The organism is Cellulomonas sp. McL0606 (assembly GCF_058248365.1).
In genome coordinates, this window is the sequence record NZ_CM177779.1 from 1,658,470 (window position 1) to 1,682,598 (window position 24,129).

Sequence of the window (24,129 nt, forward strand, 5' to 3'; positions counted from 1 at the left end):
GCTCGGTCGCGTGCACCTCGTCGGCGTCGGGGGCGCCGGGATGTCCGCCGTCGCGGGGCTGCTGGCCGCGCGCGGGCTGACCGTGAGCGGCTCGGACGCGGCCGACGGTCCCGCCCTGCCCGCACTGCGCGAGGCGGGCGTCACGGTGCACGTCGGGCACGACGCCGCGCTCGTCGACGGCATCGACACGCTCGTCGTCTCCTCGGCCGTGCGCGAGTCGAACCCCGAGCTCGCCCGCGCGCTGGCCCTGGGCATCCGCGTCCTGCACCGGTCGGAGGCGCTCGCCGCGCTCATGGTGGGCCGGGACGCGGTCGCGGTGGCCGGGGCGCACGGCAAGACGACGACGTCGGCGATGGTCGCGACCGCGCTGCTCGACGCGGGCGCCGACCCCTCCTTCGCCATCGGCGGGTCGGTCCTCTCGGCCGGCGGCGCGCTGGGCGGCAGCCGCGACGGAACGGGTCGGGCGTTCGTCGCCGAGGCCGACGAGTCCGACGGCTCGTTCCTGGCGTACGCGCCGCTGGTCGCGGTCGTGACCAACGTCGAGCCGGACCACCTGGACCACTACGGGTCCGCGGAGGCGTTCGAGGACGCGTTCGTCGCGTTCGCCGAGCGGATCCGACCCGGCGGAGCGCTCGTGGCGTGCGCCGACGACGCCGGCGCCGTGCGGCTCGTCGACCGCGCCCGCGCCCAGCTGGCCGCCCGCGACATCGCGGTGGTCACGTACGGCACCTCGCCGACCGCCGACGTCGTGGTGGGCGACCTGCGTCCCGACGGTTCCGCGTGGAGCGTGGACCTGACCACGCCCGACGGCGTGCTGACCGTCCGGCTCGCGGTGCCGGGCGTGCACAACGCGCTGAACGCCGGGGGCGCGTGGGCCGCTGCGCGGCGCCTCGGCACCGATCCGGTCGCCGCCGCGACCGGGCTCGCGGCGTTCCGGGGGACCGGTCGCCGGTTCGAGGACCGCGGGACGGTGGGCGGCGTGCGCGTCGTCGACGACTACGCGCACCACCCGACCGAGGTCGCCGCCCTGCTCCGGCAGGCCCGATCGGTGGTCGGACCCGGTCGCGTGCTCGTCCTGTTCCAGCCGCACCTCTACTCGCGCACCCGGACGTTCGCCGTCGAGTTCGGGGCCGCGTTCGACCTGGCCGACCTGGTCGTCGTCACGGACGTCTACGCCGCCCGCGAGGACCCGGACCCGCAGGTGACCGGGGCGCTGATCGTGGACCGGGTGCCGACCGCCGGCAAGGCGAGCTTCGTGCCCGACCGGCTCGACGCCGCGCGCGCCGTCGCGCAGGCCGCCCGCCCCGGCGACCTGGTGCTCACGGTCGGAGCCGGCGACGTCACGCTCCTGGGCTCCGTCGTGCTCGCCGAGCTCGCCGGAGGCTCCCGGTGAGCCCCTCGCGACCCACGGCCCCACGCGACCCCGCACCGAGCCGTCCCGCGCGTCCGCCCGCCCGTCCCACGCCACCGGCCGCTCGTCGGCCCGCGCCGGCACCGCGGACCGAACCCACCCGGACGGCCGAACGGACCCCCGACCCAGCGACGCCCGACACGTTCGGACGGTCCGTGACCACCTACTCGGCCGGGCGGGTCCGGGCCTACAACGGCCCGGTCGTGCCGCCGGTGGTCTCGACGACTCCATCGCGCGGTTCGCCGAGCGCGCCCGGGCCCGCCGCAACCTGGCGCGCCGTCAGCTGATCCTCACGACGGCCGTGGTCGTCGCGGTCGTCGGGCTCGGATGGCTGCTGTTCGCGTCCCCGGTGCTGGCGCTCGACCCGACGAAGATCGAGGTGCAGGGGGCGGGCACGGTCGTGGCGGTCGACCAGGTCCAGGCCGTGGTGGCGGCGCACGCGGGAACGCCGCTGCCGCGTCTCGACACGGTGTCGCTGCGCGACGAGCTGCTCGACGTCCCCGGCGTCCGGGAGGCCCGCGTGACGCGCGCGTGGCCGGCCGGGCTGTCGGTCACGCTCGTCGCCCGCGAGCCGGTGGCCGCCGTGCCTGACGCGTCGACCGGCAAGGGGTTCGCGCTCCTCGACCAGGACGGCGTCCAGGTCGGCCGGGTCGACGCCGCACCGGCGGGCCTTCCCGTGGTCGACGTCCCCGTGGGCGACAAGCGGACGCTGACGGCCGTGCTCGGGGTGCTCGAGCAGCTGCCTGCGGACCTTCTGGCCCAGGTCGAGGGCGTGTCCGCGCACACGCAGGACACCGTGAGCATGAAGCTGCGTGACGGCGTCCAGGTCGAATGGGGGAGCGCGCACGAGACGCCCCTGAAGATCGCGGTGCTCAAGGCCCTGCGCGCATCGCCGGCCGCGGCGGGCGCTTCGGTGATCGACGTGTCCGCACCGCGCCTGCCCATCACGAAGTAGGGCGAATTCGAGGGCAAGTCCCGACACGCGCGGCGCGGTCGTTGATAGTGCCGGACGCGCGACCTAGCGTCACGCCTGACAACAGAACCTGACATAACTATAACCCTCAAGTAGAGGGTGAAGGTTTGTACCGGCTCCGGCGTGTCGCCGGATCGGACCCGGCGGCCCAGCCGTACCGCAGTCGTCACAGCAAGCGCAGGCCCAGCACGCACGCACAGAACGAGAGGCACCCACCGTGGCAGCTCCGCAGAACTACCTGGCGGTCATCAAGGTCGTCGGCATCGGCGGCGGCGGCGTGAACGCCGTGAACCGCATGATCGAGGTCGGCCTCAAGGGTGTCGAGTTCATCGCCGTCAACACGGACGCCCAGGCGCTCCTGATGTCGGACGCGGACGTGAAGCTCGACATCGGCCGCGAGCTGACGCGGGGGCTGGGCGCAGGCGCGGACCCGGAGGTCGGCAAGAAGGCCGCCGAGGACCACAAGGACGAGATCGAGGACGTCCTGCGCGGCGCTGACATGGTGTTCGTGACCGCGGGCGAGGGCGGTGGCACCGGTACCGGTGGCGCGCCGGTCGTCGCCCGGATCGCCCGCTCGCTGGGTGCGCTGACCATCGGTGTCGTCACCCGACCGTTCACCTTCGAGGGACGTCGCCGCTCGGTCCAGGCCGACTCGGGCATCGAGGCGCTGCGGGCCGAGGTCGACACGCTCATCGTGATCCCGAACGACCGCCTGCTGCAGATCTCGGACCGGTCCGTGTCGGTGCTCGACGCGTTCCACTCGGCCGACCAGGTGCTCCTCTCCGGCGTCCAGGGCATCACCGACCTCATCACCACGCCGGGGCTCATCAACCTCGACTTCGCCGACGTGAAGTCGGTCATGCAGGGTGCCGGCTCCGCGCTCATGGGCATCGGCTTCGCCCGCGGCGACGACCGCGCGGTCCAGGCCGCCGAGATGGCGATCTCGTCGCCCCTGCTCGAGGCGTCGATCGACGGAGCCCACGGCGTCCTGCTGTCCATCCAGGGCGGTTCCGACCTCGGCCTGTTCGAGATCAACGAGGCGGCCCGTCTGGTGCAGGAGGCCGCGCACCCCGAGGCCAACATCATCTTCGGCGCGGTCATCGACGACGCCCTCGGCGACGAGGTGCGGGTGACCGTCATCGCGGCCGGGTTCGACAGCGGGTCGCCGACGATCCGTCGCGACGCGCGTGCGCTCGGCCAGGTCTCCGGCAACTCCGCCGGCGCGCGTCCGGCTCCCGCCGCCGCCCAGGTCCCCGCGCACGTCCCCGCTCAGCGACCGGTCGTCGAGCGTGAAGAGGTCCCGGTGCCGGTCGGTGCCTACGCCGGTGGCGCGGGCCAGCCCGACGTTCCCGCGTTCCTGTCCACGGAGGCGGAACCGACGCCGATCACCGGTGCGCTCGAGGTCCCGCGGATCTTCACCGAGGACGGCCCGCGCCGCGACCGGGAGCGTGACGAGCTCGACGTCCCGGACTTCCTGAAGTAGACGTGCTGGTCGACGGCGCGGACCTCGGGACCGGGGTCCGCGCGGGCTTCACCTCCCGGCAGGGCGGCGTCAGCGCCGCGCCGTACGACACCCTCAACCTCGGGCTCGCCGTCGGCGACGACCCCGCCCTCGTCACCCGCAACCGCGCCGTGCTCGACGACTGGGCGGGCGCGCCGGTCGCCTACGCCACCCAGGTGCACGGGACCGGGGTCGTGGTCCTGGCGGAGCCCTCGGGCGACGTGGGCGAGGCCGACGCCCTGGTGTCGATCTCACCGGACGTGGCCGTGGCCGTGCTCGTCGCAGACTGCGTCCCCGTCCTGCTCGCCGACGCGTCCGCCGGAGTGGTCGCTGCCGTGCACGCGGGCCGCCGCGGGCTCGCGGCGGGTGTCCTGCAGGCGGCCGTCTCGGCCATGGTCGGCGTCGGAGCCGACGTCGGGCGCATCCGCGCGGCGGCGGGCCCGGCGATCGGCGGCCGCTCGTACGAGGTGCCCGCCGAGCTGCGTGAGGAGGTGACCGCCGTGGTGCCCGAGACCTTCGCGACGACGTCGTGGGGCACTCCGGCGCTCGACCTGCCCGCCGGCGTGGACGCCGTGCTGCGCCGGCTCGGCGTCCGGGACGTGCTCGTGTCCGACCGTGACACGTACACCGACGGCGACCTGTTCTCGTTCCGGCGCTCGTCGCGGACCGGCCGGTTCGCAGGAGTCGTGCGACCACCGACGTGAACGGGCGTGTCGCGACGCGCCCGGCGTGCTCCCCGTTGCTAGCGTGACGGCAGAGGGAGCCCACCAGCGTCTTCGCGACCCCGCAGGGTCCGGCGCCGGGTTCTGGGGAGGTCCGCAGAGATGCGGGGAGGGAGCCAACGCGATGGCCGGAGCGCTGCGCAAGACGATGCTGTACCTCGGCCTGGCCGACGACAGGGCCGAGCACGAGGACTACCTCGAGGACTATGACGACGGGGAGGTCGCTGTGCCGACCGAGTACGAGGCCCAGGTCACGCCGCTGCACCGCCCGACCCGTTCGGCCGCGCCGACGCAGGCCAACGTCGCGGTCCACACGCCGGCGCCCGCCGGCGAGCTGCGCCGCATCACGACGATCCACCCGCGCTCGTACAACGACGCGCGCAAGATCGGCGAGGCGTTCCGCGAGGGCACCCCGGTGATCATGAACCTGACAGACATGGACGACGCCGACGCCAAGCGTCTCGTCGACTTCTCCGCCGGTCTGATCTTCGGCCTGCACGGGGCGATCGAGCGCGTCACCAGCAAGGTCTTCCTGCTGTCCCCGGCGCACGTGGAGGTTGCCGGCGAGGCCGCGACGCCGCCCGAGCAGCCGGTGCGCGCGGGCTTCTACAACCAGAACTGACGCGTGCAACTCGTCCGACAGGTTCTGCACCTCGTCGTCCTGGTCTTCTTCCTCATCCTGCTCGTGCGACTCGTGCTGGACTGGGTCCAGTTCTTCGCGCGGGAGTGGCGCCCGTCGGGCGTCTCTCTGGTGATCGCCGAGGTCACGTACTCGGTGACCGACCCCCCGCTCAAGGCGCTGAGACGGATCATCCCGTCCGTCAGGATCGGCTCGGTCCAGCTGGATCTGGCGTTCATGGTGCTCTTCTTCATCTGCTTGATCCTGCTGCAGGTGCTCTGAGGCCTACGAACCACCCATCCGTGGGCGTGTCGCGGGGGCGTGCACCGAGGACTTTCTCCGATACCGTGGCCCGTGGCGGTCGGTGGACTGCCGCCGGCCCGGCTGAGCTGAGCGACAAGCTCTACCGACAGAGGTGACGACGATGGCGCTGCTGACCGCAGACGAGGTCCTGAACAAGAAGTTCCAGGCCACGAAGTTCCGCGAAGGGTACGACCAGGACGAGGTCGACGACTTCCTCGACGAGGTGGTCAACACCCTCCGGGACATCCAGGGGGAGAACGACGACCTCAAGACGAAGCTGGCCGCGGCCGAGCGTCGCATCGCCGAGCTGAGCCGAGCGGGTGCCCAGCAGTCCGCGCCCGCCGCCAAGCCCGAGCCGACCCCCGAGCCCGTCCCGGCGCCCGCTCCGGTGGTGGCGGCTCCGGTCGCGGCACCGGCCCCGATCGTCGCCCCCGTCGCCGAGGCGCCCCGCGCCAGCGAGCCGGAGTCGGCCACCGGGATGCTCGCCCTGGCCCAGAAGCTGCACGACGACTACGTGCGCAGCGGCCAGGAGGAGTCGGACCGGCTCGTCGGCGAGGCCAAGAGCCAGGCCAACCGCATCGTCCGTGAGGCCGAGGAGACGTCGCAGCGCACGCTCGGCCAGCTCGAGCAGGAGCGGTCGCTCCTGGAGCGGAAGATCGACGAGCTGCGCGTGTTCGAGCGCGACTACCGCACGCGTCTGAAGAGCTACCTCGAGAACCTGCTGGGCGACCTGGACAACCGGGGCAACGCGCTCCCGCCGCGTTCGGGCCAGCCGCAGCCGGTCGGAGACGCACAGAACCTCTGACGGCCACCCGTCGGGCTCTGCGTCCACAGCATCATCACAGGTCAGGTCGGGTTCGCTTCACCCATCACGCCGGGTGCGACCTGGCGCGTCCGCTCTCAGCGGAGCGCCCGGTTTCACCCGGCGTGTTGTGTTGTGTCCGCTCCGACACCCGCATACAGTCACGTGACTTCGAGGACAGGGGGGCCCGTCAGTGGCCATCAACGACGCACTGAGCGCGATCGACGTCAGCACCGACACCAAGGAGCTGGCAAAGATGGTGCGGGGGCTGCCCGTCCGTGACGGGGAGAAGGCATGGACAGCCCGCGAGGTCAAGGACATCGCCGAGGAGCTCACCAGCGACATCGACCGTCTGACCAGCGAGCTCGCGGCCGCAGACGCCGAGCTGTCCGACCTGCTGCGCAACTCCGGTGACGGCGCCGGCGACGACCAGGCCGACTCCGGTTCGTCGGCGCTCGAGCGTGAGCAGGAGCTGACGCTCGTCAACAACACGCGCGACCTCCTGTCCCAGACGCAGCGGGCCCTGGCCCGCATCTCGCACGGCACGTTCGCGGCCTGCGAGTCCTGCGGTCGGGCGGTCGGCAAGGCGCGCCTCCAGGCATTCCCGCGGGCCAGCCTGTGCGTCGAGTGCAAGCAGCGCGAAGAACGTCGCTGACGCGCACGTAGACTCCTGCGGTGCCCACCACCTCGGACGACCGTCCCGTCGCGCCCTCGGCGAGCCCTCGCCGGCGCCGCCTGCTGATCCTGCTCTTCTCGATCACGGTCGTCGTACTGGTCCTGGACCAGCTGTCGAAGGTGTGGGCGCTGGACAACCTCGAGTCCGGCGTACGTCGAGTTCTCGTCGGTGACCTGCTCGGACTGCAGCTCGTGTTCAACTCCGGCGCGGCGCTGAGCATCGCCACGGGCATGACCTGGTTGCTGACCATCGTCGCCGTCGCGGTCATCGTCTTCATCGTGCGCGCGAGCCGCCGTATCGGGTCGCGCGGGTGGGCGGTCGCCCTGGGCCTGCTTCTCGGTGGTGCGCTCGGGAACCTCATGGACCGGCTGTTCCGGGAACCCGGGTTCGGACGGGGGCACGTCGTCGACTTCATCGCGTACTGGAACGTGTTCGTCGGCAACGTCGCCGACATCGCGATCGTCGTCGCGGCGGTCATGATCGTGTTCCTCGCCGCCACCGGCGTGCACATCGACGGCTCTCGAGAGGGCCGGGACGGTCGGGGAGAGGGCGAGGCGATCCAAGGCGCAGCGGACGCCGACGACGCCGATCCGGCGCCGGAGGGCACGCCCGACGCGTCCGAGCGCAATGCCTGACACCCGGGCGATGCCCGTGCCGGACGGGCTCGTGGGCGAACGCGTCGACGCGGCCCTGTCGCGGCTCCTCGGCCTGTCGCGGACCCGTGCGGCGGAGATCGCCGAGGCGGGCGGGGTGCACCTGGACGGCAAGGAGCTCGGCAAGTCGGACCGGCTGCTCGCGGGCGGCTGGCTCGAGGTCGAGATCCCCGACGTGGCACCGGCGGCGAGCATCGAGATCGTCGCCGAACCCGTTCCCGGCATGGTCATCGTGTACGACGACGACGACGTCGTGGTCATCGACAAGCCGGTCGGCGTCGCGGCGCACCCGTCGCCGGGCTGGACGGGTCCGACGGTCGTCGGCGCCCTGCTCGCGGCCGGATACCGCATCTCGACGTCCGGGGCGGCCGAGCGGCAGGGGATCGTGCACCGGCTCGACGTCGGCACGTCGGGCCTCATGGTCGTCGCCAAGAGCGAGCACGCGTACACCGTGCTCAAGCGGGCATTCAAGGAGCGCACGGTCGAGAAGGTCTACCACGCGCTCGTGCAGGGCCACCCCGAGCCGACCACGGGCACCATCGACGCGCCGATCGGCCGGCACCCCAGCTCGGACTGGAAGTTCGCGGTCGTCGCGGACGGCAAGCCCTCGGTGACCCACTACGAGGTGCTGGAGATGCTGCCGGCGGCGTCGTTGGTCGAGGTGCACCTGGAGACCGGGCGCACGCACCAGATCCGCGTGCACTTCGCCGCCCTGCGGCACCCGTGCGTCGGCGACCTCACCTACGGCGCCGACCCGACCCTGGCCGCGCGCGTGCACCTCACGCGCCAGTGGCTGCACGCCAAGCGGCTCGGCTTCCACCACCCGAGCACGGGCGAGTGGCTCGAGCTGAGCAGCGAGTACCCGGACGACCTTGCCCGCGCGCTGGCGACGCTGCAGGACGGGTACGCGTGAGCGTGCGCGTGGTCCCGGTCGACACGGCCGAGCTCCGCGAGGCGATGCGCACGATCCGCATGACGGTGTTCGTCGCGGAGCAGGGGGTCGATCCCGACCACGAGATGGACGACCTCGACGACGACCCGACGACGCTGCACGTCGTGGCGCTCGACGACGACGGCACGGCGCTGGGCACCGCGAGGCTGCTGCCGCCGCACGACGGACCGGCCCACATCGGCCGGGTCGCCGTCTCCGCAGGAGCGCGTGGCCTCGGCGTCGGGGCCCTGCTGATGACCTCCCTCGAGGCCGCGGCTCTCGACCGGTACGCCGTCGACGGTGAGGTCACCGTCGAGCTCAGCGCGCAGGAGCAGGCGCTCGGTTTCTACGCCCGGATCGGCTACGTCGCGCGGCCCGGGCGCCACCTGGACGAGAACATCTGGCACCGCGACGCCGTCAAGATCGTCCGGGTCTCCGACACGCCCTAGCCGTTGCCGCTCGACACGCCGAGGGCGCCGCCCGGGCGACGGAGTGGTGACGATCCGGTGTCGGTGGGGCGACGTAGGATCGCCCGCATGGCATCTGCTGGAGGCTCCGACTTCGTCCACCTCCACGTGCACACCGAGTACTCGATGCTGGACGGCGCGGCACGACTCGGGGACCTGTTCGCCGAGGTCGAGCGGCTCGGTCAGACGGCCATCGCCACCACCGACCACGGCTACCTGTTCGGCGCGTTCGACTTCTGGTCCAAGGCCACTGCTGCCGGGATCAAGCCGATCATCGGGGTCGAGGCCTACGTCACGCCGGGGACCAGCCGATTCGACCAGACGCGCGTGCGCTTCGGCCAGCAGGGCCAGGAGTCCGACGACGTGTCGGCGCGCGGCTCCTACACGCACATGACGCTGCTGGCCCGCAACAACGAGGGTCTGCACAACCTGATGCGTGCGAGCTCGCTGGCCTCGCTCGAGGGCCAGATGGGCAAGTGGCCGCGCATGGACCGCGACCTGCTGCAGCGCTACGGGAGCGGCCTGATCGCCACCAGCGGCTGCCCGTCGGGCGAGATCCAGACGCGGCTCCGGCTCGGCCAGTGGGACGAGGCCGTCCGCGTGGCCGGCGAGTTGCAGGACATCTTCGGCAAGGAGTACTTCTACATCGAGCTGATGGACCACGGGATCGAGATCGAGACCCGTGTGCTCAAGGACCTGCTGCGGATCGGGGAGACGATCGGTGCGCCCCTGCTGGCCACCAACGACCTGCACTACGTCAAGCAGGAGGACCGCGGTTCGCAGGACGCGCTGCTGGCCATCAACTCCGGCTCCACGCTGACGGATCCTGACCGGTTCAAGTTCGACGGCGACGGCTTCTACGTGAAGTCCGCGCAGGAGATGCGCCGCATCTGGGCCGAGCTGCCCGAGGCCTGCGACAACACGTTGCTCGTCGCGGAGCAGTGCGAGGTCACGTTCAACACGTCGGCCAACTACATGCCGAACTACCCGGTCCCGGCCGGCGAGGACGAGACCAGCTGGTTCGTCAAGGAGGTCGAGACCGGCCTGCACGTGCGCTACCCGGACGGGATCCCCGACGAGGTGCGGGCGCAGGCCGAGTTCGAGACCGAGGTCATCACGAACATGGGCTTCCCGGGGTACTTCCTCGTGGTCGCGGACTTCATCAACTGGGCCAAGAACAACGGCATCCGCGTCGGGCCCGGCCGTGGTTCGGGTGCCGGTTCCATGGCGGCGTACGCCATGCGGATCACCGACCTCGACCCGCTGCAGCACGGCCTGATCTTCGAGCGGTTCCTCAACCCCGACCGCGTCTCGATGCCCGACTTCGACGTGGACTTCGACGAGCGTCGGCGCGGCGAGGTCATCCGGTACGTGACCGACAAGTACGGCGAGGACCGGGTCGCGCAGATCGTCACGTACGGCACCATCAAGGCCAAGCAGGCTCTCAAGGACTCCGCGCGGCTTCTGGGCATGCCGTTCGCCATGGGGGAGAAGCTCACCAAGGCGATGCCGCCCGCGATCATGGGCAAGGACATCTCGCTCACCGGCATCTTCGACCCGGCCGACAAGCGCTACAACGAGGCCGAGGAGTTCCGGCAGGTCCACGCGGCCGACCCGGAGGCCCAACGCGTCGTCGAGCTGGCCAAAGGCATCGAGGGCCTGAAGCGCCAGTGGGGCGTGCACGCGGCCGGCGTCATCATGTCGAGCGACCCGCTGATCGACATCATCCCGATCATGCGCCGCCCGCAGGACGGTGCGGTCATCACGCAGTTCGACTACCCGACGTCCGAGGGCCTCGGCCTGATCAAGATGGACTTCCTCGGGCTGCGGAACCTGACGATCCTCGACGACGCGCTCGAGAACATCGTCATGAACGGCAAGGAGCCGGTGGTCCTCGAGGATCTCGCGCTCGACGACCGCGCCACGTACGAGCTGCTCGGTCGAGGCGACACCCTCGGCGTGTTCCAGCTCGACGGCGGAGGCATGCGGTCGTTGCTGCGGCTCATGCGGCCCGACAACTTCGAGGACATCTCGGCCGTCGGCGCCCTGTACCGGCCCGGTCCGATGGGCGCGAACTCGCACACCAACTACGCGCTGCGCAAGACCGGCGCGCAGCCGGTCACCCCGATCCACCCGGGAGCTCGAGGAGCCGCTGGCGGAGATCCTGGGCACCACGTACGGCCTGATCGTCTACCAGGAGCAGGTCATGGCGATCGCGCAGCGCGTCGCCGGCTACTCGCTCGGGCAGGCCGACATCCTGCGCCGCGCGATGGGCAAGAAGAAGAAGTCCGAGCTGGACAAGCAGTTCGAGGGCTTCTCGGGCGGCATGGTCGAGCGGGGCTTCTCGATGGCGGCCGTGCAGACGCTGTGGGACATCCTGCTGCCGTTCTCCGACTATGCCTTCAACAAGGCGCACTCGGCGGCGTACGGGGTCATCTCCTACTGGACCGCCTACCTCAAGGCCAACTACTCGACCGAGTACATGGCCGCGCTGCTCACGAGCGTGCGCGACGACAAGGACAAGTCGGCGCTGTACCTCGGCGAGGCCCGGCACATGGGGATCGTCGTCCTGCCGCCCGACGTGAACTCCTCGTCGGCCAACTTCACGGCCGTGGGCTCCGACATCCGGTTCGGCCTGACCGCGGTGCGCAACGTCGGCGCCAACGTGGTCGACGCGATCGTGCGGACCCGCGAGGAGAAGGGCGCGTTCACGTCGTTCACCGACTTCCTGGACAAGGTGCCGGCCGTCGTCTGCAACAAGCGGACCATCGAGTCGCTCATCAAGGCCGGCGCGTTCGACTCGCTCGGGCATCCGCGCCGCGCGCTGCTGCTCGTCCACGAGCAGGCGGTCGACTCCGTGATCGGGGTCAAGCGCAAGGAGGCCGAGGGCCAGTTCGACCTGTTCGCGGACCTGATGGGTGGCGACGACGACGTCACGCAGGGCTTCGCGGTCGCCGTGCCGGACCTGCCCGACTGGGACAAGAAGCAGCGGCTCGCGTTCGAGCGGGAGATGCTCGGCCTGTACGTCTCCGACCACCCGCTTTCCGGCCTCGAGCACGTGCTCGCGGCCGCGGCGGACGTCTCGATCGCCACGCTGCTCGCCGACGAGGCCCGGCCCGACGGGTCCACCGTCGTCGTCGCGGGCCTGGTCACGTCGCTGCAGCGCAAGATGTCAAAGCAGGGCAACCCGTGGGCCGCGGTCACCATCGAGGACATGGAGGGCTCGGTCGAGATCATGTTCTTCGGCGAGACCTACCTGGCCTACTCCACGGCACTGGCCGAGGACGCGGTGGTCGTGATCCGTGGCCGCGTCCGGCGTCGCGACGAGACCATGCAGCTGCAGGCCATGGAGGTCTCGCTGCCCGACGTGTCGCAGGCCGCGGACGCCCCGGTCGTCGTGTCGATGTCGGTGGCCCGCTGCACCCCACCGGTGGTGGAGCGGCTCCGCGAGGTGCTGGCCACCCACCCGGGCGTCACGGAGGTGCACCTGCGGCTCACGAGCCCGGGCCGCGCGACCGTGATGCGGCTGGACCACGGCCTGCGGGTGCAGCGCTCACCGTCGTTGTTCGGCGACCTCAAGGCGCTGCTGGGCCCGAGTTGCCTCGCGTCCTGACCGCTCACTACCCCTTACGTCACGCGGTCAGCCACGCGAGCACCTCGGCCGCGTGCGCGTCGGGCGGAAACACGGGGTAGAACACCTTCTCGACGACGCCGTCGCGCACGATCATCGTCAGCCTGCGCAGCAGCGCCTCGCCGCCGGCCTCGAACGTGGGCAGCCGCAGGGCGGTCGCCAGGAGCCGGTGCTCGTCGCTGAGCAGCGCGAACGGCAGGTGCAGCCGGTCGACGGCCTCCCGCTGGTAGGTGGTGTCCTGGGTCGAGAGCCCGTAGACGGCGGTGGCGCCGGCGGCCAGGAGGTCGTCGTGGTGGTCACGGAACGCGCACGCCTCGGGCGTGCACCCGCGCGCGCCGGGGATCCGGTCCCAGCCATCGGGCACGACGCCGTCGGGTCCGCCCGTGCGCGGGTAGGCATAGAGGACGGTGCGGCCCGGTGGCAGGGCGCCGAGGGCGACCAGGGCGCCGTCCGTGGACCGCAGCGAGACGGCCGGCATCGCGGACCCGGGCAGGTGGTCGGCCGCGCCGTCGTCGACCGGAACCGGCAGGTCGGCAGGCAACCGGGTCAGGTCGACCACGCTCAGGCGACCGTCGCTTCCTTGTAGCCGGCGGGCAGGTCCACCTCGACGACGTCGCCCTTCACCAGCTGGCGGCCACGGCGGTTCTCGTCCTCGCCGTTGACCGTGACGGCGCCCTCGTCGAGCAGTGCCCGGGCGTGCGCGCCGGAGTCGGCGAGGTCGGCGAGCTTGAGGAACTGCCCGAGCCGGATGGAGTCGTCGGAGATGGGGACGCTGCTCATGGCCCCAGTGTGGCGCAGCGCACGCCCGTACGTCGGCACCGGTGAGCCCCCTCGTGGGACCGGGTCTTAGACTCGGCACGTGATCACCCGCATCGACCTGCGCGGTCGCACGCTGACGCGCCGCGAGCTCCTCGACGAGCTGCCTCGCGCGGAGGTCGACGTCGAGCACGCCGCCGAGGTCGTCGGCCCTATCCTCACCGACGTGCGGAAGCGCGGTGCGGCGGAGCTGCGCGACCTCGCCGAGCGGTTCGACGGTGTCCGCCCCGTGCACCTGCGGGTGCCCGCCGACGTGCTCGCGGCGTCGGTCGGCGCGCTGGACCCGGACGTGCGGTCGGCGCTCGACGAGACGATCCGGCGCGTCCGGCTGGTGCACGCCGCGCAGCGGCCCGCCGACTTCACGGTCGACGTGGTGCCCGGCGCGCAGGTCCGGCAGAGGTGGGTCCCGGTCCGCCGGGTCGGGCTGTACGTGCCGGGCGGTCTGGCCGTCTACCCGTCGTCGGTCGTCATGAACGTCGTCGCGGCCCAGGAGGCCGGCGTCGGCTCGCTGGCCGTGTCGTCGCCGCCGCAGAAGGACGAGAACGGGCTGCCCGACCCGGTGGTGCTGGCGACGTGCGCCCTGCTGGGTGTCGACGAGGTGTACGCCGTGGGTGGTGCGCAGGCGGTCGCGATGTTCGCGTACGGCGCGGCCGGCAGCGACGAGGTCGACGGCGACATCCTGTGCGAGCCGGTCGACGTGATCACAGGCCCCGGCAACGTGTACGTCGCGGCGGCCAAGCGGCTGGTGCGGGGGGTGGTCGGCATCGACGCCGAGGCCGGCCCCACCGAGATCGCCGTCCTCGCCGACGGGACCGCGGACGCGACGCACGTGGCCGCGGACCTGGTCTCGCAGGCCGAGCACGACCCGCTCGCCGCGGCCGTGCTCGTCACGCCCTCGGTCGAGCTCGCGGGCGCGGTCGAGGCCAAGCTCGCCGACCGCGTGGAGGCGACCGAGCACCGCGAGCGGGTGATGACGGCGCTGAGCGGCAAGCAGTCCGCGATCGTGCTCGTCGACGACCTCGAGCAGGGTCTCGAGGTGGTGAACGCCTACGGCGCCGAGCACCTCGAGATCCAGGCGGTCGGCGCGGCCGAGCTCGCCGAGCGGATCACCAGCGCCGGCGCGATCTTCGTCGGCCCCTACTCGCCTGTCTCGCTCGGCGACTACATGGCGGGCTCCAACCACGTCCTTCCTACGGGCGGCTGCGCGCACTTCACCAGCGGTCTCGGCGTGCACTCCTTCCTGCGCGCGGTGCAGGTGATCGAGTACGACGCCGACGCGCTGGCCGACGTGGCCGACCGCATCGTCGCCCTGGCCGAGGCCGAGGGGCTGCCGGCGCACGGCGAGGCGGTGCGAGCCCGATTCTGATATCCCGACGGTGCGCCGCCCGCACCTGCCCCCGCGTCCGATCTTTGCACCCCAGCCGAAACGAGGACCGCCTGTGACGGGCAACGCGACGTTCCGCCACCGAGACGTCGCGCTGCTGGCCGTCGTAGGCATCGAGGCTCCTGTCGTCGTGCCGTCGACCGTGTTCGACGAGCGCCTCGCCCCGACCCTCAAGCGCCTGCACCTGCCGAGCGGCCTGCTGCCGCGCGTGGCGGGCGTGCACGAGCGTCGCTGGTGGGACAGCACGATGTCGTTCGACGAGGCCGCGATGGCCGCGGGCGCCAAGGCGCTGGCCGAGGCCGGGATCGACGCGGGCGACGTCGGCCTGCTCATCAACACGTCGGTGACCCGCACGTTCCTCGAACCGTCCGTCGCGTCCCGCATCCACAACGGGCTCAGCCTGCCGACGAGCGCGCTCGGGTTCGACCTGACCAACGCGTGCCTCGGGTTCGTGAACGGCCTGACGCTCGCCGCGCAGCTGATCGACGCCGGCCAGGTGCAGTACGCGCTGATCGTCAACGGCGAGGACCCCGGTCCCACGCAGGAGGCCACGATCGAGCGGCTGCTGCGACCGGAGACCACGCGCGAGCAGTTCCTCGAGGAGTTCGCCACCCTGACGCTCGGCGCCGGCGCGGCCGCGGCCGTGCTCGGCCCGGCGCACCTGCACCCGGGAGCGCACCGGGTGGTCGGTGGCGTCGCCCGCTCGGCCACGCAGCACCACGAGCTGTGCGTCGGCGGCGTCGACGGGATGCAGGCCGACGCGGGTGGTCTGCTGACCCACGGCATCCAGCTCGTCGTCGACGCGTGGAACGAGTCCGCTGACGAGTGGGGCTGGTCCGAGCTCGACCGCGTGGTCACGCACCAGGTCTCCACCGTGCACACCAAGGCGATCGTCGAGGCGCTCGATCTCGACCCCGACCGGGTGCCCATGACGTTCCCGCGCTGGGGCAACGTGGGTCCGGCCGCACTGCCGATGACGCTCGCCAGCGAGGCGGACTCGTTGCGTTCGGGCGACCGGGTCCTGTGCATGGGCGTGGGGTCGGGCCTGCACGCGGCCATGACCGAGATCGTCTGGTGACGGACGGGACAGTCGGACACACGGCCGTCGCGTCGTCGCCCCCGCGGGCGCTGCTGGAAGCCGGTGGCATCGATCCGCTGTGGTCTCGTCTGGTCGAGGTGCCGGCGCGCGACGGCGGCCCGCTGCGCACGTGGCACCTGCTCGACAACGCGGCCACCCTGACGCAGGAGCCGGTCGGCACCCTGCTGTGCGTGCACGGCAACCCGACGTGGTCCTACCTGTGGCGACGGCTGGTGGCGGCGGGTGCCCGTGAGCAGCGGCCGTGGCGCGTGATCGCCGTCGACCAGCTCGAGATGGGCTACTCCGAACGCACGGGTGACACCCACCGGCTGGCCGACCGGGTGGCAGACCTCGGCGCGCTGACCGACGAGCTGGGCCTCACGGGTCCAGTGGTCACCGTCGGGCACGACTGGGGCGGGCTGATCAGCCTGGGCTGGGCGCTCGACCACCCGGACCTGCTGGCGGGCGTGGTGCTCACCAACACGGCGGTGTTCCAGTCGGTCGACGAGCGGGTACCGCCGGCCCTGCGGGTCGCGATGGCGCCGGCCGTCCTGCCGCTGACCACGACGACGACCCCGGCGTTCCTCGAGACGACGCTCGCGATCGCGCACCCCAAGCTCGACCGGTCGGTGGCCGACGGCTTCCGCGCGCCGTACGACTCCGCGGAGCGCCGGGCCGGCATCGGCGGGTTCGTCGCCGACATCCCCGCGTCCGCCGACCATCCGAGCCGCCCGGAGCTGGAGCGCATCGCCGAGGGGGTGCGCGGGCTCGACGTCCCGGCGCTGCTCCTCTGGGGGCCGCGTGACCCGGTGTTCACGGCCCGCTACCTGCGTGACCTGCGCGAGCGTCTGCCGCACGCCGACGTGCACCGGTTCGAGGGCGCGGGTCACCTCGTGGTCGAGGACCGCGACGTCGCCGGCGGTGTCCTGCGCTGGCTGGACGCCCGGTTCGGCGACCCGACCCCGGCGCCGACGGTCGCGCACGAGCCGTACCGCGCCATGGGGGCGACGCTCGCGGCGCGGGCCGACGACGAAAGCACCGCACTGATCGAACTCGGTGCGCACGCGCGCCGCGCCACGTGGCGGGCGCTCGCCGCCCGGACCGAGGAGCTGGCCCGGGGCCTCGCCGCGAGCGGTGTGCGACCGGGGGACCGCGTCGCGCTGCTCGTGCCGCCCGGCGTCGATCTCACCTCGGTGCTCTACGCGTGCCTGCGCCTGGGGGCCGTGGTGGTCGTCGCGGACGCCGGCCTGGGCGTGCAGGGGCTCACCCGAGCCGTCCGCGCCGCCGAGCCGAGCGTCGTCATCGGCATCGAGCGGGCGCTCGTCGCCGCACGCTGGCTGCGCTGGGCGCCGACGCTGATCAGCGCCGGGCCCCTTCGTGCCGGGACCGCCAAGGCCCTCGGCGTGCGTGCATCCCTCGACGACGTCGCCGCGCTCGGGCGGGCCTCGTCCGACCAGCTGCCCTGGCCGGACCCGGACGCCGACGCGGCCATCCTGTTCACCTCGGGATCGACCGGGCCTGCCAAGGGCGTCGCCTACACGCACCGCCGGCTCGCCGCGATGCGCGACGCCGTCGCACGGACCTACGGGATCGGTCCCGACAGCCCGCTCGTGGCCGCGTTCGCACCGTTCGTGCTCCTCGGACCGGCGCTCGGCGCCACCAGTGCGAGCCCGGACATGGACGTGACCGCGCCGGGGACATTGACGGCCGCGGCGCTCGCGGAGGCGGTCGACGCGATCGACGGCGCGGTCGTGTTCGCCTCGCCTGCGGCGCTCGCCTCGGCGGTCAGGACCGGCTCCGAGCTCAGCGCCTCGGACCGCAGCGCCCTGGCCGGCGTGCGGCTGTTCCTGTCCGCCGGTGCCCCGGTGCCGCCCGCGCTGCTCGAGTCGGCGGTCGCGCTGATGCCGGACGCCGAGGCGCACACGCCGTACGGGATGACCGAGTCGCTGCTGGTCACCGACGTGTCGCTGGGCCAGCCGTGCCGCGGGTCCGGGCAACGGTGTCTGCGTCGGGCGACCCGTCGTGGGTGCGACCGTCGCGATCAGCGCGCTCGACGCCGACGGGGAGGCGAGCGGGTCTCCTAACACCGTGCCGGGCGTGACCGGCGAGGTGCTCGTCTCCGCCGCGCACGTCAAGGAGCGGTACGACGGCCTCTGGATCACGCAGGACGCCTCGGCACGCGACGCGGGGTGGCACCGCACGGGCGACGTCGGCCACCTCGACGCCGACGGGCTGCTCTGGATCGAGGGTCGGCTGGCGCACGTGCTGGTCACGGACGCCGGCGTGGTCACGCCCGTCGGGCTCGAGCACCGCGCCGCGACCGTCGACGGGGTCGTCTCTGCGGCCGTCGTGGGCGTCGGGCCGCGCGGCACCGAGCAGGTCGTCGTCGTGGTCGAGACCGCCGGTGCGTCCCCGCTCGTCGCCGAGCCGCCGCTCGCGGCGGCAGTCCGGGCCGCCGTGGCGCCGACCGTCGTCGCCGCGGTCCTCGTCGCGCCGAAGCTGCCCACCGACGTGCGCCACAACTCCAAGATCGACCGCACGCGGGTGGCGCGGTGGGCATCGCGCGTGCTCGCGGGGGAGCGGGCACGCCTGTGACACGCGTGCTCGTCACCGGCGCCAGCGGCATGCTCGGACGCGCGGTCGCCGCGAGGCTCGTGACCGACGGGCACGACGTGCGCACCCTGCAGCGCAGCGCGTCGGGCGTCGCGACCGACGTGATCGGGTCGGTCACCGACGACGCCGCCGTGGCCGAGGCGGTCCGCGACCGGGACGCGGTGATCCACCTCGCCGCGAAGGTCTCGATCACCGGTCCGCTGGCCGAGTACGAGGACGTCAACGTGGGCGGGACCGAGCGGCTCCTGCGCGCCGCCCGGGAGGCGGGCGTCACGCGGTTCGTGCACGTGTCGTCGCCGTCCGTCGCGCACGTCGGCAGCTCGCTGACCGGCGCCGGAGCGGACCCCGCGGACCCCGACGGCGCCCGCGGCAGCTATGCCCGCACCAAGGCCGCCGCCGAGCTGCTCGCGCTCGCGGCCGACCGGGTCGGTGGCATGCGGGTGGTCGTCGTCCGACCGCACGTCGTCTGGGGGCCAGGCGACACCCAGCTGGTCGGCCGGATCGTCGACCGTGCCCGCGCGGGCCGGCTCCCGGTGCTCGGCGCCGGGACGGCACTCATCGACACCACCTACGTGGACAACGCCGTCGACGCGCTCGTCGCCGCGCTGCACGCCGACGAGGCCGCGTACGGCGAGGCCTACGTGGTCACCAACGGGGAGCCGCGTCCCGTCCTGGAGGACTCCTTGACGGCATCTGCGCGGCCTCGGGCGTGCCGACGCCTCGTCGCCACGTCCCGGCCGTCGTGGCCCGCGCGGTGGGCGGCCTGCTCGACACGGCGTGGGCGCGCCTGCCGCTGCCGGGGGAACCGCCGCTCACGCGGTTCGCCGCCGAGCAGATGTCGACCGCGCACTGGTTCGACCAGCGCCGCACGCGTGAGGCGCTCGGCTGGTCGCCCGTCGTGAGCCTCGACGAGGGGCTTGCGCGGCTCGCTGCCTGGACCGTCGACGAGGCCTCGCGCGTCGTTCCCTAGACTCGGCACGTGACCGCCGATCTCGTCCGTCCAGAGCTGCCGCTGCGTCCCGCTTGCCGGGATCGCGCCCTACGGTGCTCCGCACCTGCACGTGCCGACCGTGCTGAACGTCAACGAGAACCCGTACGCCCCGTCGGCCGAGGTCGTTGCCGACATCGCCGCAGCGGTCGCCGAGGCCGCCACCGGCCTGAACCGTTACCCGGACCGCGACTTCCGGGCGCTCCGCGCCGACCTGGCCGCCTACCTGCTCGTCGAGTCGGGCGTCGGCCTGGCGCCCGAGCAGGTCTGGGCCGCGAACGGGTCGAACGAGGTGATGCTGCACATCCTGCAGGCGTTCGGCGGTCCCGGGCGGACGGCGCTGTCGTTCGCGCCTACGTACTCGATGTACCCGGAGTACGCGCGGGACACGTCGACCGCCTGGGTGACCGGCCGCCGCGAGGAGGACTTCGGGCTGGACCCGGACGTCGCCGTCGCCACGATCGAGCGGCACGCTCCGTCGGTCGTCCTGCTGGCGAGCCCGAACAACCCGACCGGTACCGCCCTGCCGGCACGCACCGTGCTCGCCGTGCTCGACGCCGCGGCGCGTGTGCCGGGCGGCTGCGTGGTGGTCGTCGACGAGGCCTACGGCGAGTTCCGTCGCACGGGCACGCCGTCCGCGCTCGAGCTGTTGGCCGACCACCCGCACCTGGCCGTCAGCCGCACCATGTCCAAGGCGTTCGGGCTGGCGGGTGCGCGGGTGGGCTACCTCGCAGCCTCGACCGCGTTCGTCGATGCCCTGACGGTGGTCCGGCTGCCGTACCACCTGTCGGCCGTGACGCAGGCGACCGCACGCGCCGCCCTGCGGCACGCACCCGAGCTGATGGCGCAGGTCGGTTCGCTGCGCGACGAGCGCGACGCGCTGGTGACCTGGCTCCGGGAGCGTGGGCTGACGGTCGCTGACTCCGACGCGAACTTCGTGCTCTTCGGGGTGTTCGACGACCGGCACGCGATCTGGCAGGGTCTGCTCGACCGTGGCGTGCTGATCCGTGAGGTCGGCCCGGACGGATGGCTGCGGGTGTCGGTCGGCACCCCGCAGGAGACGCAGGCGTTCAAGGACGCCCTGGTGGAGGTGGCTTGCCTTGAGTCCTAGGACCGCACGCATCGAGCGCGCGACCAGCGAGTCCAGCGTGCTCGTCGAGCTCGACCTGGACGGCACGGGGAAGACCGACATCTCGACGACGGTGCCGTTCTACGACCACATGCTCACCGCGCTGGGCAAGCACTCGCTCATCGACCTGACCGTCAAGGCGACGGGCGACACCGACATCGACGCGCACCACACCGTCGAGGACGTGGCGATCACGATCGGCCAGGCGCTGCGGCAGGCGCTGGGCGACAAGCGCGGGATCTCGCGGTTCGGCGACGCCACCGTGCCTCTCGACGAGGCGCTCGCGCAGGCGGTCGTGGACGTGTCCGGCCGGCCATACCTGGTGCACACCGGCGAGCCGCCCGGGCAGGAGTACCACCTCATCGGCGGCCATTTCACGGGGTCGCTGACGCGCCACGTGCTCGAGTCGATCGCGCACCACGCCGCGTTCAGCATCCACGTCCGCGTTCTGGCCGGCCGCGACCCGCACCACATCGTCGAGGCCCAGTTCAAGGCCTTGGCGCGTGCGCTGCGGTTCGCGGTCGAGCTGGACCCGCGGGTGGAGGGGATCCCCTCCACCAAGGGAGCGCTATGAGCGAGGACCTGCCCGACGACTTCGAGGTCCCCGACGACCTGTCGTCCCTGCTCGACGGCGGCACCGAGGAGCCCTCGGTCGTCCTGATCCTGACCCCCGTCGCCGCCGCGGCCCCGCTCGCCGCGACGTGCGTCCTGGCCAAGGTGGACGCCGACGTGGTGCTCACCGAGGTGGGCGCCGTCGCCGTGCCGCGGGACAGGACCGCCGCCCGGGCGTCGGCCGCGGTGGTGTCCCAGCTGCTGCGCCAGGTGCCGATCGTGCTGCTCGAGCGCCGCGAGGGCCAGATCACCGCCACCCGGTGGGTGGGCGGCGCGCAACAGGGCGAGAACCTGCCCCCGGGGCTCGTGCTCTCGGACGCGCCGGCCGTGCTGGAGGACCTGCTGCTCGGGTCGGTCGAGATCGGGTCGCTCGAGGGGGTCGTCTCGACGGACGGCCTGTCCCGGTGGAAGGCGCTGCGGATGATCACGGGGTCGGGCAAGCCCAAGAAGTAGGGACTCGCATGGAGTACGCACCCGTCCTGGTGGTCGCCGTGATCGGCATCGTCGCGGTCGCGCGGTTGGCGCCGAAAGTCGGGGTCGCTGCTCCGTTGCTGCTGGTCCTGCTGGGCGTGGTGGCGAGCTTCGTGCCGGGAGCGCCCGACCTGAACCTCCCGCCGGAGCTGATCCTGGCGGGCATCCTGCCGCCCTTGCTGTACTCGTCGGCCGTGTCGATGCCGGGGATGGATTTCCGGCGCGACTTCGGCGCGATCGGTGGGCTCTCCGTCGTGCTCGTCGTGCTCAGCGCCGTGATCCTGGGCGTGTTCTTCGCACGTGTGCTCGACATCGGCCTGGCGACGGGGATCGCGCTCGGTGCGGTGGTCAGCCCCACGGACGCGGTGGCGACATCCATCACCCGCAAGCTCGGCGTGTCGTCGCGGCTGGTCACCGTGCTCGAGGGCGAGAGCATGCTCAACGACGCATCGGCGCTGGTGCTCCTGCGGTCCGCCATCGCGGCGACGGCCGTGACCGTCTCGCTCTGGCACGTGCTCGGCTCGTTCGTCTACGCGGTCGTGGTCGCCACGGTGATCGGCGTCCTCGTGGGGTCGCTCAACCTGCGCGTCCGGGCGGCCATCCCCGAACCGGCCGCGAACACCGCGGTCTCGTTCGTCGCGCCCTTCGTCGCGTTCCTGCCTGCGGAGCACCTGGGCGCCTCGGGCCTGGTCGCGGCGGTCGTCGCGGGACTCGTCACGGGCCAGGGGGCGCCGCGCTTCCTGCGCCCGCAGGACCGGATCGCGGAGGAGGCGAACTGGGGCACGGTCGAGCTGCTGCTCGAGGGTGCGGTGTTCCTGGTCATGGGCTACGACCTGCAGGAGCTGGTGGCGCAGGCCCGCGAGCACGGTGGCTCGGCGCTGCCCGCGGTCGGTCTCGGCCTCGCCGCGATCGCCCTGACCCTCGCGGTCCGTGCGCTGTATGTCTCGCCGCTCGTCTGGTGGCTGGCCAAGCGCGCGGGTGCGAGCGACCGGATGAAGGAGCGCTACGCCCAGGTGACCGAGACGCTGGCCGCCGACGAGTCGCAGGGGCCCCGCATCGAGCGGCGTCGACGGCACTGGACCCGCCGCACGACCCGGGGCCTCGCGGACATCGACTACCTGGTGTCGTCGCCGCTGGGCGCCAAGGAGGGGACGGTGCTCGTCTGGGCCGGCATGCGTGGGGCGGTCACGCTCGCGGCAGCCCAGACGCTGCCGCAGGACACACCGCAGCGGTCGCTCCTCATCCTGATCGCGTTCGTCGTCGCGGCCGGGAGCCTGCTGGTGCAGGGCGGGACGCTGCCCTGGGTCGTCCGGGCGCTCGGCGTCGGCTCGTCCGGGCCGCCCGAGAACGACCCGGAACGGGCGCGCAGGCCTGCAGGCGCTGTCGCAGGCTGCGGTCGCGCTCATCGACGACCCGGCGCTCGTGCGCCGGGACGGGACGCCGTACAGCCAGCGGCTCCTGGACGGCATGCGGACGGTCTCGGTGCGCCGCGCTGCCGACTTCGCCGCGGAGGAACCGCGTGTGATCACGGACCAGATGCTCGAGTTCCAGCTGGCCGTCATCAAGGCCCAGCGCGAGGCGCTGCTGCGGGCGCGGTCCGACGGCACGTTCGGCTCGGGCACCCTGAGCGCCGCGCTCGCGATCCTCGACGCGGACCAGATCAGCGCCGAGCTCAAGGGCGCACCGACCGACGACTGAGCCCGTCTCGCGGACCGGGAGGACGCGGGGGCGGCGCGCCACCGCGGGTACCGTTGCCGCGTGCCTGCCCCCACCGTCGTCGTCCTCGACCACGGCACAGGCGACGCCACCGGGTTCGTCGCCGCGCTGGAGCGTGCGGGCGCGTCCGTCGACGTCAGCCTCGACAAGAAGGCTGCCTCGGAGGCCGACGGCCTCGTGATCGTCGGCGACGGCGATCTGGCGGAGCTCCTGACCGGCCTGCGCGCGGTGGGCGCCGACCAGGTGATCGACCGCCGGCTCGCAGGCGGCCGCCCCGTCCTCGCGGTCGACGTCGGCCTGCACGCGATGTTCACCGGTCCGGGCGTCGAGGGTCTGCAGGAGTGGCCCGGCACGGTCGAGGAGCACGTGCACGACGGCTGGTCGACCCTTGAGGTGCCGGAGGGGTCGGCGCTCTTCGCGGGCCTCGGGGACGTCCCCTTCCGGTTCGCGCACGCGTACGCCGCGCGCCGGTTCCCGCTGCTCGAGACCTGGCCGTCCGACACCCGGCTGAACGCGCCGGTCGTCGTGTGGGCCCGGCACGACGAGCCGTTCGTCGCCGCGGTCGAGAACGGCCCGCTGACCGCGCTGCAGCTGCGCCCGAGCTCTCGGGTGACGCGGGCGCCACCGTCCTGA

The 24,129-nt window shown here is 72.7% G+C and carries 20 protein-coding genes and 4 pseudogenes; 22 read left to right on the forward strand and 2 right to left on the reverse strand.

The features are described 5' to 3' along the window. The first annotated feature begins 10 nt into the window (after nucleotides 1-10). The 13 genes and pseudogenes from murC to dnaE all read left to right on the forward strand — a co-directional run bounded on the left by murC (nucleotide 11) and on the right by dnaE (nucleotide 12,671). Nucleotides 11-1,393, forward strand: a complete 1,383-nt coding sequence (murC, locus tag AC38ZX_RS08400; RefSeq protein WP_491297339.1) for a UDP-N-acetylmuramate--L-alanine ligase — start codon at nucleotides 11-13, stop codon at nucleotides 1,391-1,393. 173 nt (nucleotides 1,394-1,566) lie between these two features. Then, nucleotides 1,567-1,698 (forward strand): hypothetical protein, encoded by a 132-nt coding sequence (locus AC38ZX_RS08405; RefSeq protein WP_491297574.1) that lies wholly within the window; start codon nucleotides 1,567-1,569, stop codon nucleotides 1,696-1,698. Between the two features lie 14 nt (nucleotides 1,699-1,712). Further along, a complete protein-coding gene (locus AC38ZX_RS08410) occupies nucleotides 1,713-2,366 on the forward strand; it encodes a cell division protein FtsQ/DivIB (RefSeq protein ID WP_491296957.1) in 654 nt (217 codons plus the stop codon). Between the two features lie 235 nt (nucleotides 2,367-2,601). Beyond that, the gene (gene ftsZ, locus AC38ZX_RS08415) at nucleotides 2,602-3,867 is read left to right on the forward strand and encodes a cell division protein FtsZ (RefSeq protein ID WP_426595360.1); all 1,266 of its coding nucleotides are present in this window, start codon (nucleotides 2,602-2,604) and stop codon (nucleotides 3,865-3,867) included. Nucleotides 3,868-3,869: 2 nt separating this feature from the next. Beyond that, the gene (gene pgeF / locus AC38ZX_RS08420; RefSeq protein WP_491296958.1) at nucleotides 3,870-4,589 is read left to right on the forward strand and encodes a peptidoglycan editing factor PgeF; all 720 of its coding nucleotides are present in this window, start codon (nucleotides 3,870-3,872) and stop codon (nucleotides 4,587-4,589) included. 142 nt (nucleotides 4,590-4,731) lie between these two features. Beyond that, the gene (locus AC38ZX_RS08425; RefSeq protein ID WP_491296959.1) at nucleotides 4,732-5,229 is read left to right on the forward strand and encodes a cell division protein SepF; all 498 of its coding nucleotides are present in this window, start codon (nucleotides 4,732-4,734) and stop codon (nucleotides 5,227-5,229) included. A 3-nt stretch (nucleotides 5,230-5,232) separates the two neighbouring features. Further along, on the forward strand, nucleotides 5,233-5,508 hold the full coding sequence (locus tag AC38ZX_RS08430; RefSeq protein WP_426595363.1) for a YggT family protein: 276 nt from the start codon (nucleotides 5,233-5,235) through the stop codon (nucleotides 5,506-5,508). A 142-nt stretch (nucleotides 5,509-5,650) separates the two neighbouring features. Continuing rightward, a complete protein-coding gene (locus AC38ZX_RS08435) occupies nucleotides 5,651-6,334 on the forward strand; it encodes a DivIVA domain-containing protein (protein WP_426595364.1) in 684 nt (227 codons plus the stop codon). A 190-nt stretch (nucleotides 6,335-6,524) separates the two neighbouring features. Further along, a complete protein-coding gene (locus AC38ZX_RS08440) occupies nucleotides 6,525-6,986 on the forward strand; it encodes a TraR/DksA family transcriptional regulator (RefSeq protein ID WP_426595365.1) in 462 nt (153 codons plus the stop codon). 20 nt (nucleotides 6,987-7,006) lie between these two features. Then, nucleotides 7,007-7,642, forward strand: coding sequence for a signal peptidase II (lspA, locus tag AC38ZX_RS08445; RefSeq protein WP_491296962.1), 636 nt, complete (start codon nucleotides 7,007-7,009; stop codon nucleotides 7,640-7,642). After that, complete coding sequence (locus AC38ZX_RS08450) at nucleotides 7,635-8,573, forward strand: RluA family pseudouridine synthase (protein ID WP_426595367.1); 939 nt, start codon at nucleotides 7,635-7,637, stop codon at nucleotides 8,571-8,573. Before lspA ends, AC38ZX_RS08450 begins: the two co-directional genes overlap by 8 nt. 104 nt (nucleotides 8,574-8,677) lie before the next feature. Further along, entirely contained in the window at nucleotides 8,678-9,040 is a 363-nt protein-coding gene (locus AC38ZX_RS08455; protein WP_491297340.1) for a GNAT family N-acetyltransferase, read from the forward strand. An 87-nt stretch (nucleotides 9,041-9,127) separates the two neighbouring features. Then, nucleotides 9,128-12,671, forward strand: a pseudogene (dnaE, locus tag AC38ZX_RS08460) (DNA polymerase III subunit alpha). Between the two features lie 19 nt (nucleotides 12,672-12,690). On the opposite strand, the gene AC38ZX_RS08465 reads toward dnaE, so the two are convergent. Then, entirely contained in the window at nucleotides 12,691-13,248 is a 558-nt protein-coding gene (locus AC38ZX_RS08465) for a peroxiredoxin (protein ID WP_426595370.1), read from the reverse strand. Between the two features lie 2 nt (nucleotides 13,249-13,250). Beyond that, nucleotides 13,251-13,469: an RNA-binding S4 domain-containing protein gene (locus tag AC38ZX_RS08470; RefSeq protein WP_426595371.1), complete on the reverse strand. Its 219-nt coding sequence runs from the start codon at nucleotides 13,467-13,469 to the stop codon at nucleotides 13,251-13,253. A gap of 79 nt (nucleotides 13,470-13,548) precedes the next feature. Between AC38ZX_RS08470 and hisD the strand changes: the two genes are divergently transcribed. The 9 genes and pseudogenes from hisD (at nucleotide 13,549) to AC38ZX_RS08515 (ending at nucleotide 24,129) form a co-directional block, all read left to right on the forward strand. After that, nucleotides 13,549-14,871 carry a histidinol dehydrogenase gene (hisD, locus tag AC38ZX_RS08475; protein WP_491296964.1) on the forward strand — a complete coding sequence of 441 codons (1,323 nt, stop codon included), beginning with the start codon at nucleotides 13,549-13,551 and terminating at the stop codon, nucleotides 14,869-14,871. A gap of 73 nt (nucleotides 14,872-14,944) precedes the next feature. Further along, the gene (locus tag AC38ZX_RS08480; protein ID WP_491296965.1) at nucleotides 14,945-15,967 is read left to right on the forward strand and encodes a 3-oxoacyl-ACP synthase III; all 1,023 of its coding nucleotides are present in this window, start codon (nucleotides 14,945-14,947) and stop codon (nucleotides 15,965-15,967) included. A gap of 50 nt (nucleotides 15,968-16,017) precedes the next feature. After that, nucleotides 16,018-18,562: pseudogene (locus tag AC38ZX_RS08485) on the forward strand (alpha/beta fold hydrolase). A 29-nt stretch (nucleotides 18,563-18,591) separates the two neighbouring features. Beyond that, nucleotides 18,592-19,550: pseudogene (locus AC38ZX_RS08490) on the forward strand (NAD-dependent epimerase/dehydratase family protein). Between the two features lie 9 nt (nucleotides 19,551-19,559). Next, nucleotides 19,560-20,679, forward strand: a pseudogene (locus tag AC38ZX_RS08495) (histidinol-phosphate transaminase). Beyond that, on the forward strand, nucleotides 20,669-21,271 hold the full coding sequence (gene hisB / locus AC38ZX_RS08500; RefSeq protein WP_426595376.1) for an imidazoleglycerol-phosphate dehydratase HisB: 603 nt from the start codon (nucleotides 20,669-20,671) through the stop codon (nucleotides 21,269-21,271). Before AC38ZX_RS08495 ends, hisB begins: the two are co-directional and overlap by 11 nt. Then, complete coding sequence (locus AC38ZX_RS08505) at nucleotides 21,268-21,762, forward strand: hypothetical protein (protein ID WP_491296966.1); 495 nt, start codon at nucleotides 21,268-21,270, stop codon at nucleotides 21,760-21,762. Before hisB ends, AC38ZX_RS08505 begins: the two co-directional genes overlap by 4 nt. An 8-nt stretch (nucleotides 21,763-21,770) precedes the next feature. Next, a complete protein-coding gene (locus AC38ZX_RS08510; protein WP_491296967.1) occupies nucleotides 21,771-23,888 on the forward strand; it encodes a cation:proton antiporter in 2,118 nt (705 codons plus the stop codon). Then, nucleotides 23,863-24,129, forward strand: coding sequence for a type 1 glutamine amidotransferase family protein (locus tag AC38ZX_RS08515; RefSeq protein WP_491296968.1), 267 nt, complete (start codon nucleotides 23,863-23,865; stop codon nucleotides 24,127-24,129). Before AC38ZX_RS08510 ends, AC38ZX_RS08515 begins: the two co-directional genes overlap by 26 nt.

What these genes read in the sequence shown, in the direction of transcription:
- AC38ZX_RS08425 (WP_491296959.1), top strand. Translation starts at nt 4,732, where the DNA reads ATGGCCGGAGCGCTGCGCAAGACGATGCTGTACCTCGGCCTGGCCGAC.
- AC38ZX_RS08435 (WP_426595364.1), top strand. Translation starts at nt 5,651, where the DNA reads ATGGCGCTGCTGACCGCAGACGAGGTCCTGAACAAGAAGTTCCAGGCC.
- AC38ZX_RS08450 (WP_426595367.1), top strand. Translation starts at nt 7,635, where the DNA reads ATGCCTGACACCCGGGCGATGCCCGTGCCGGACGGGCTCGTGGGCGAA.
- AC38ZX_RS08455 (WP_491297340.1), top strand. Translation starts at nt 8,678, where the DNA reads ATGGACGACCTCGACGACGACCCGACGACGCTGCACGTCGTGGCGCTC.
- AC38ZX_RS08470 (WP_426595371.1), bottom strand. Translation starts at nt 13,469, where the DNA reads ATGAGCAGCGTCCCCATCTCCGACGACTCCATCCGGCTCGGGCAGTTC.
- AC38ZX_RS08505 (WP_491296966.1), top strand. Translation starts at nt 21,268, where the DNA reads ATGAGCGAGGACCTGCCCGACGACTTCGAGGTCCCCGACGACCTGTCG.
- AC38ZX_RS08510 (WP_491296967.1), top strand. Translation starts at nt 21,771, where the DNA reads ATGGAGTACGCACCCGTCCTGGTGGTCGCCGTGATCGGCATCGTCGCG.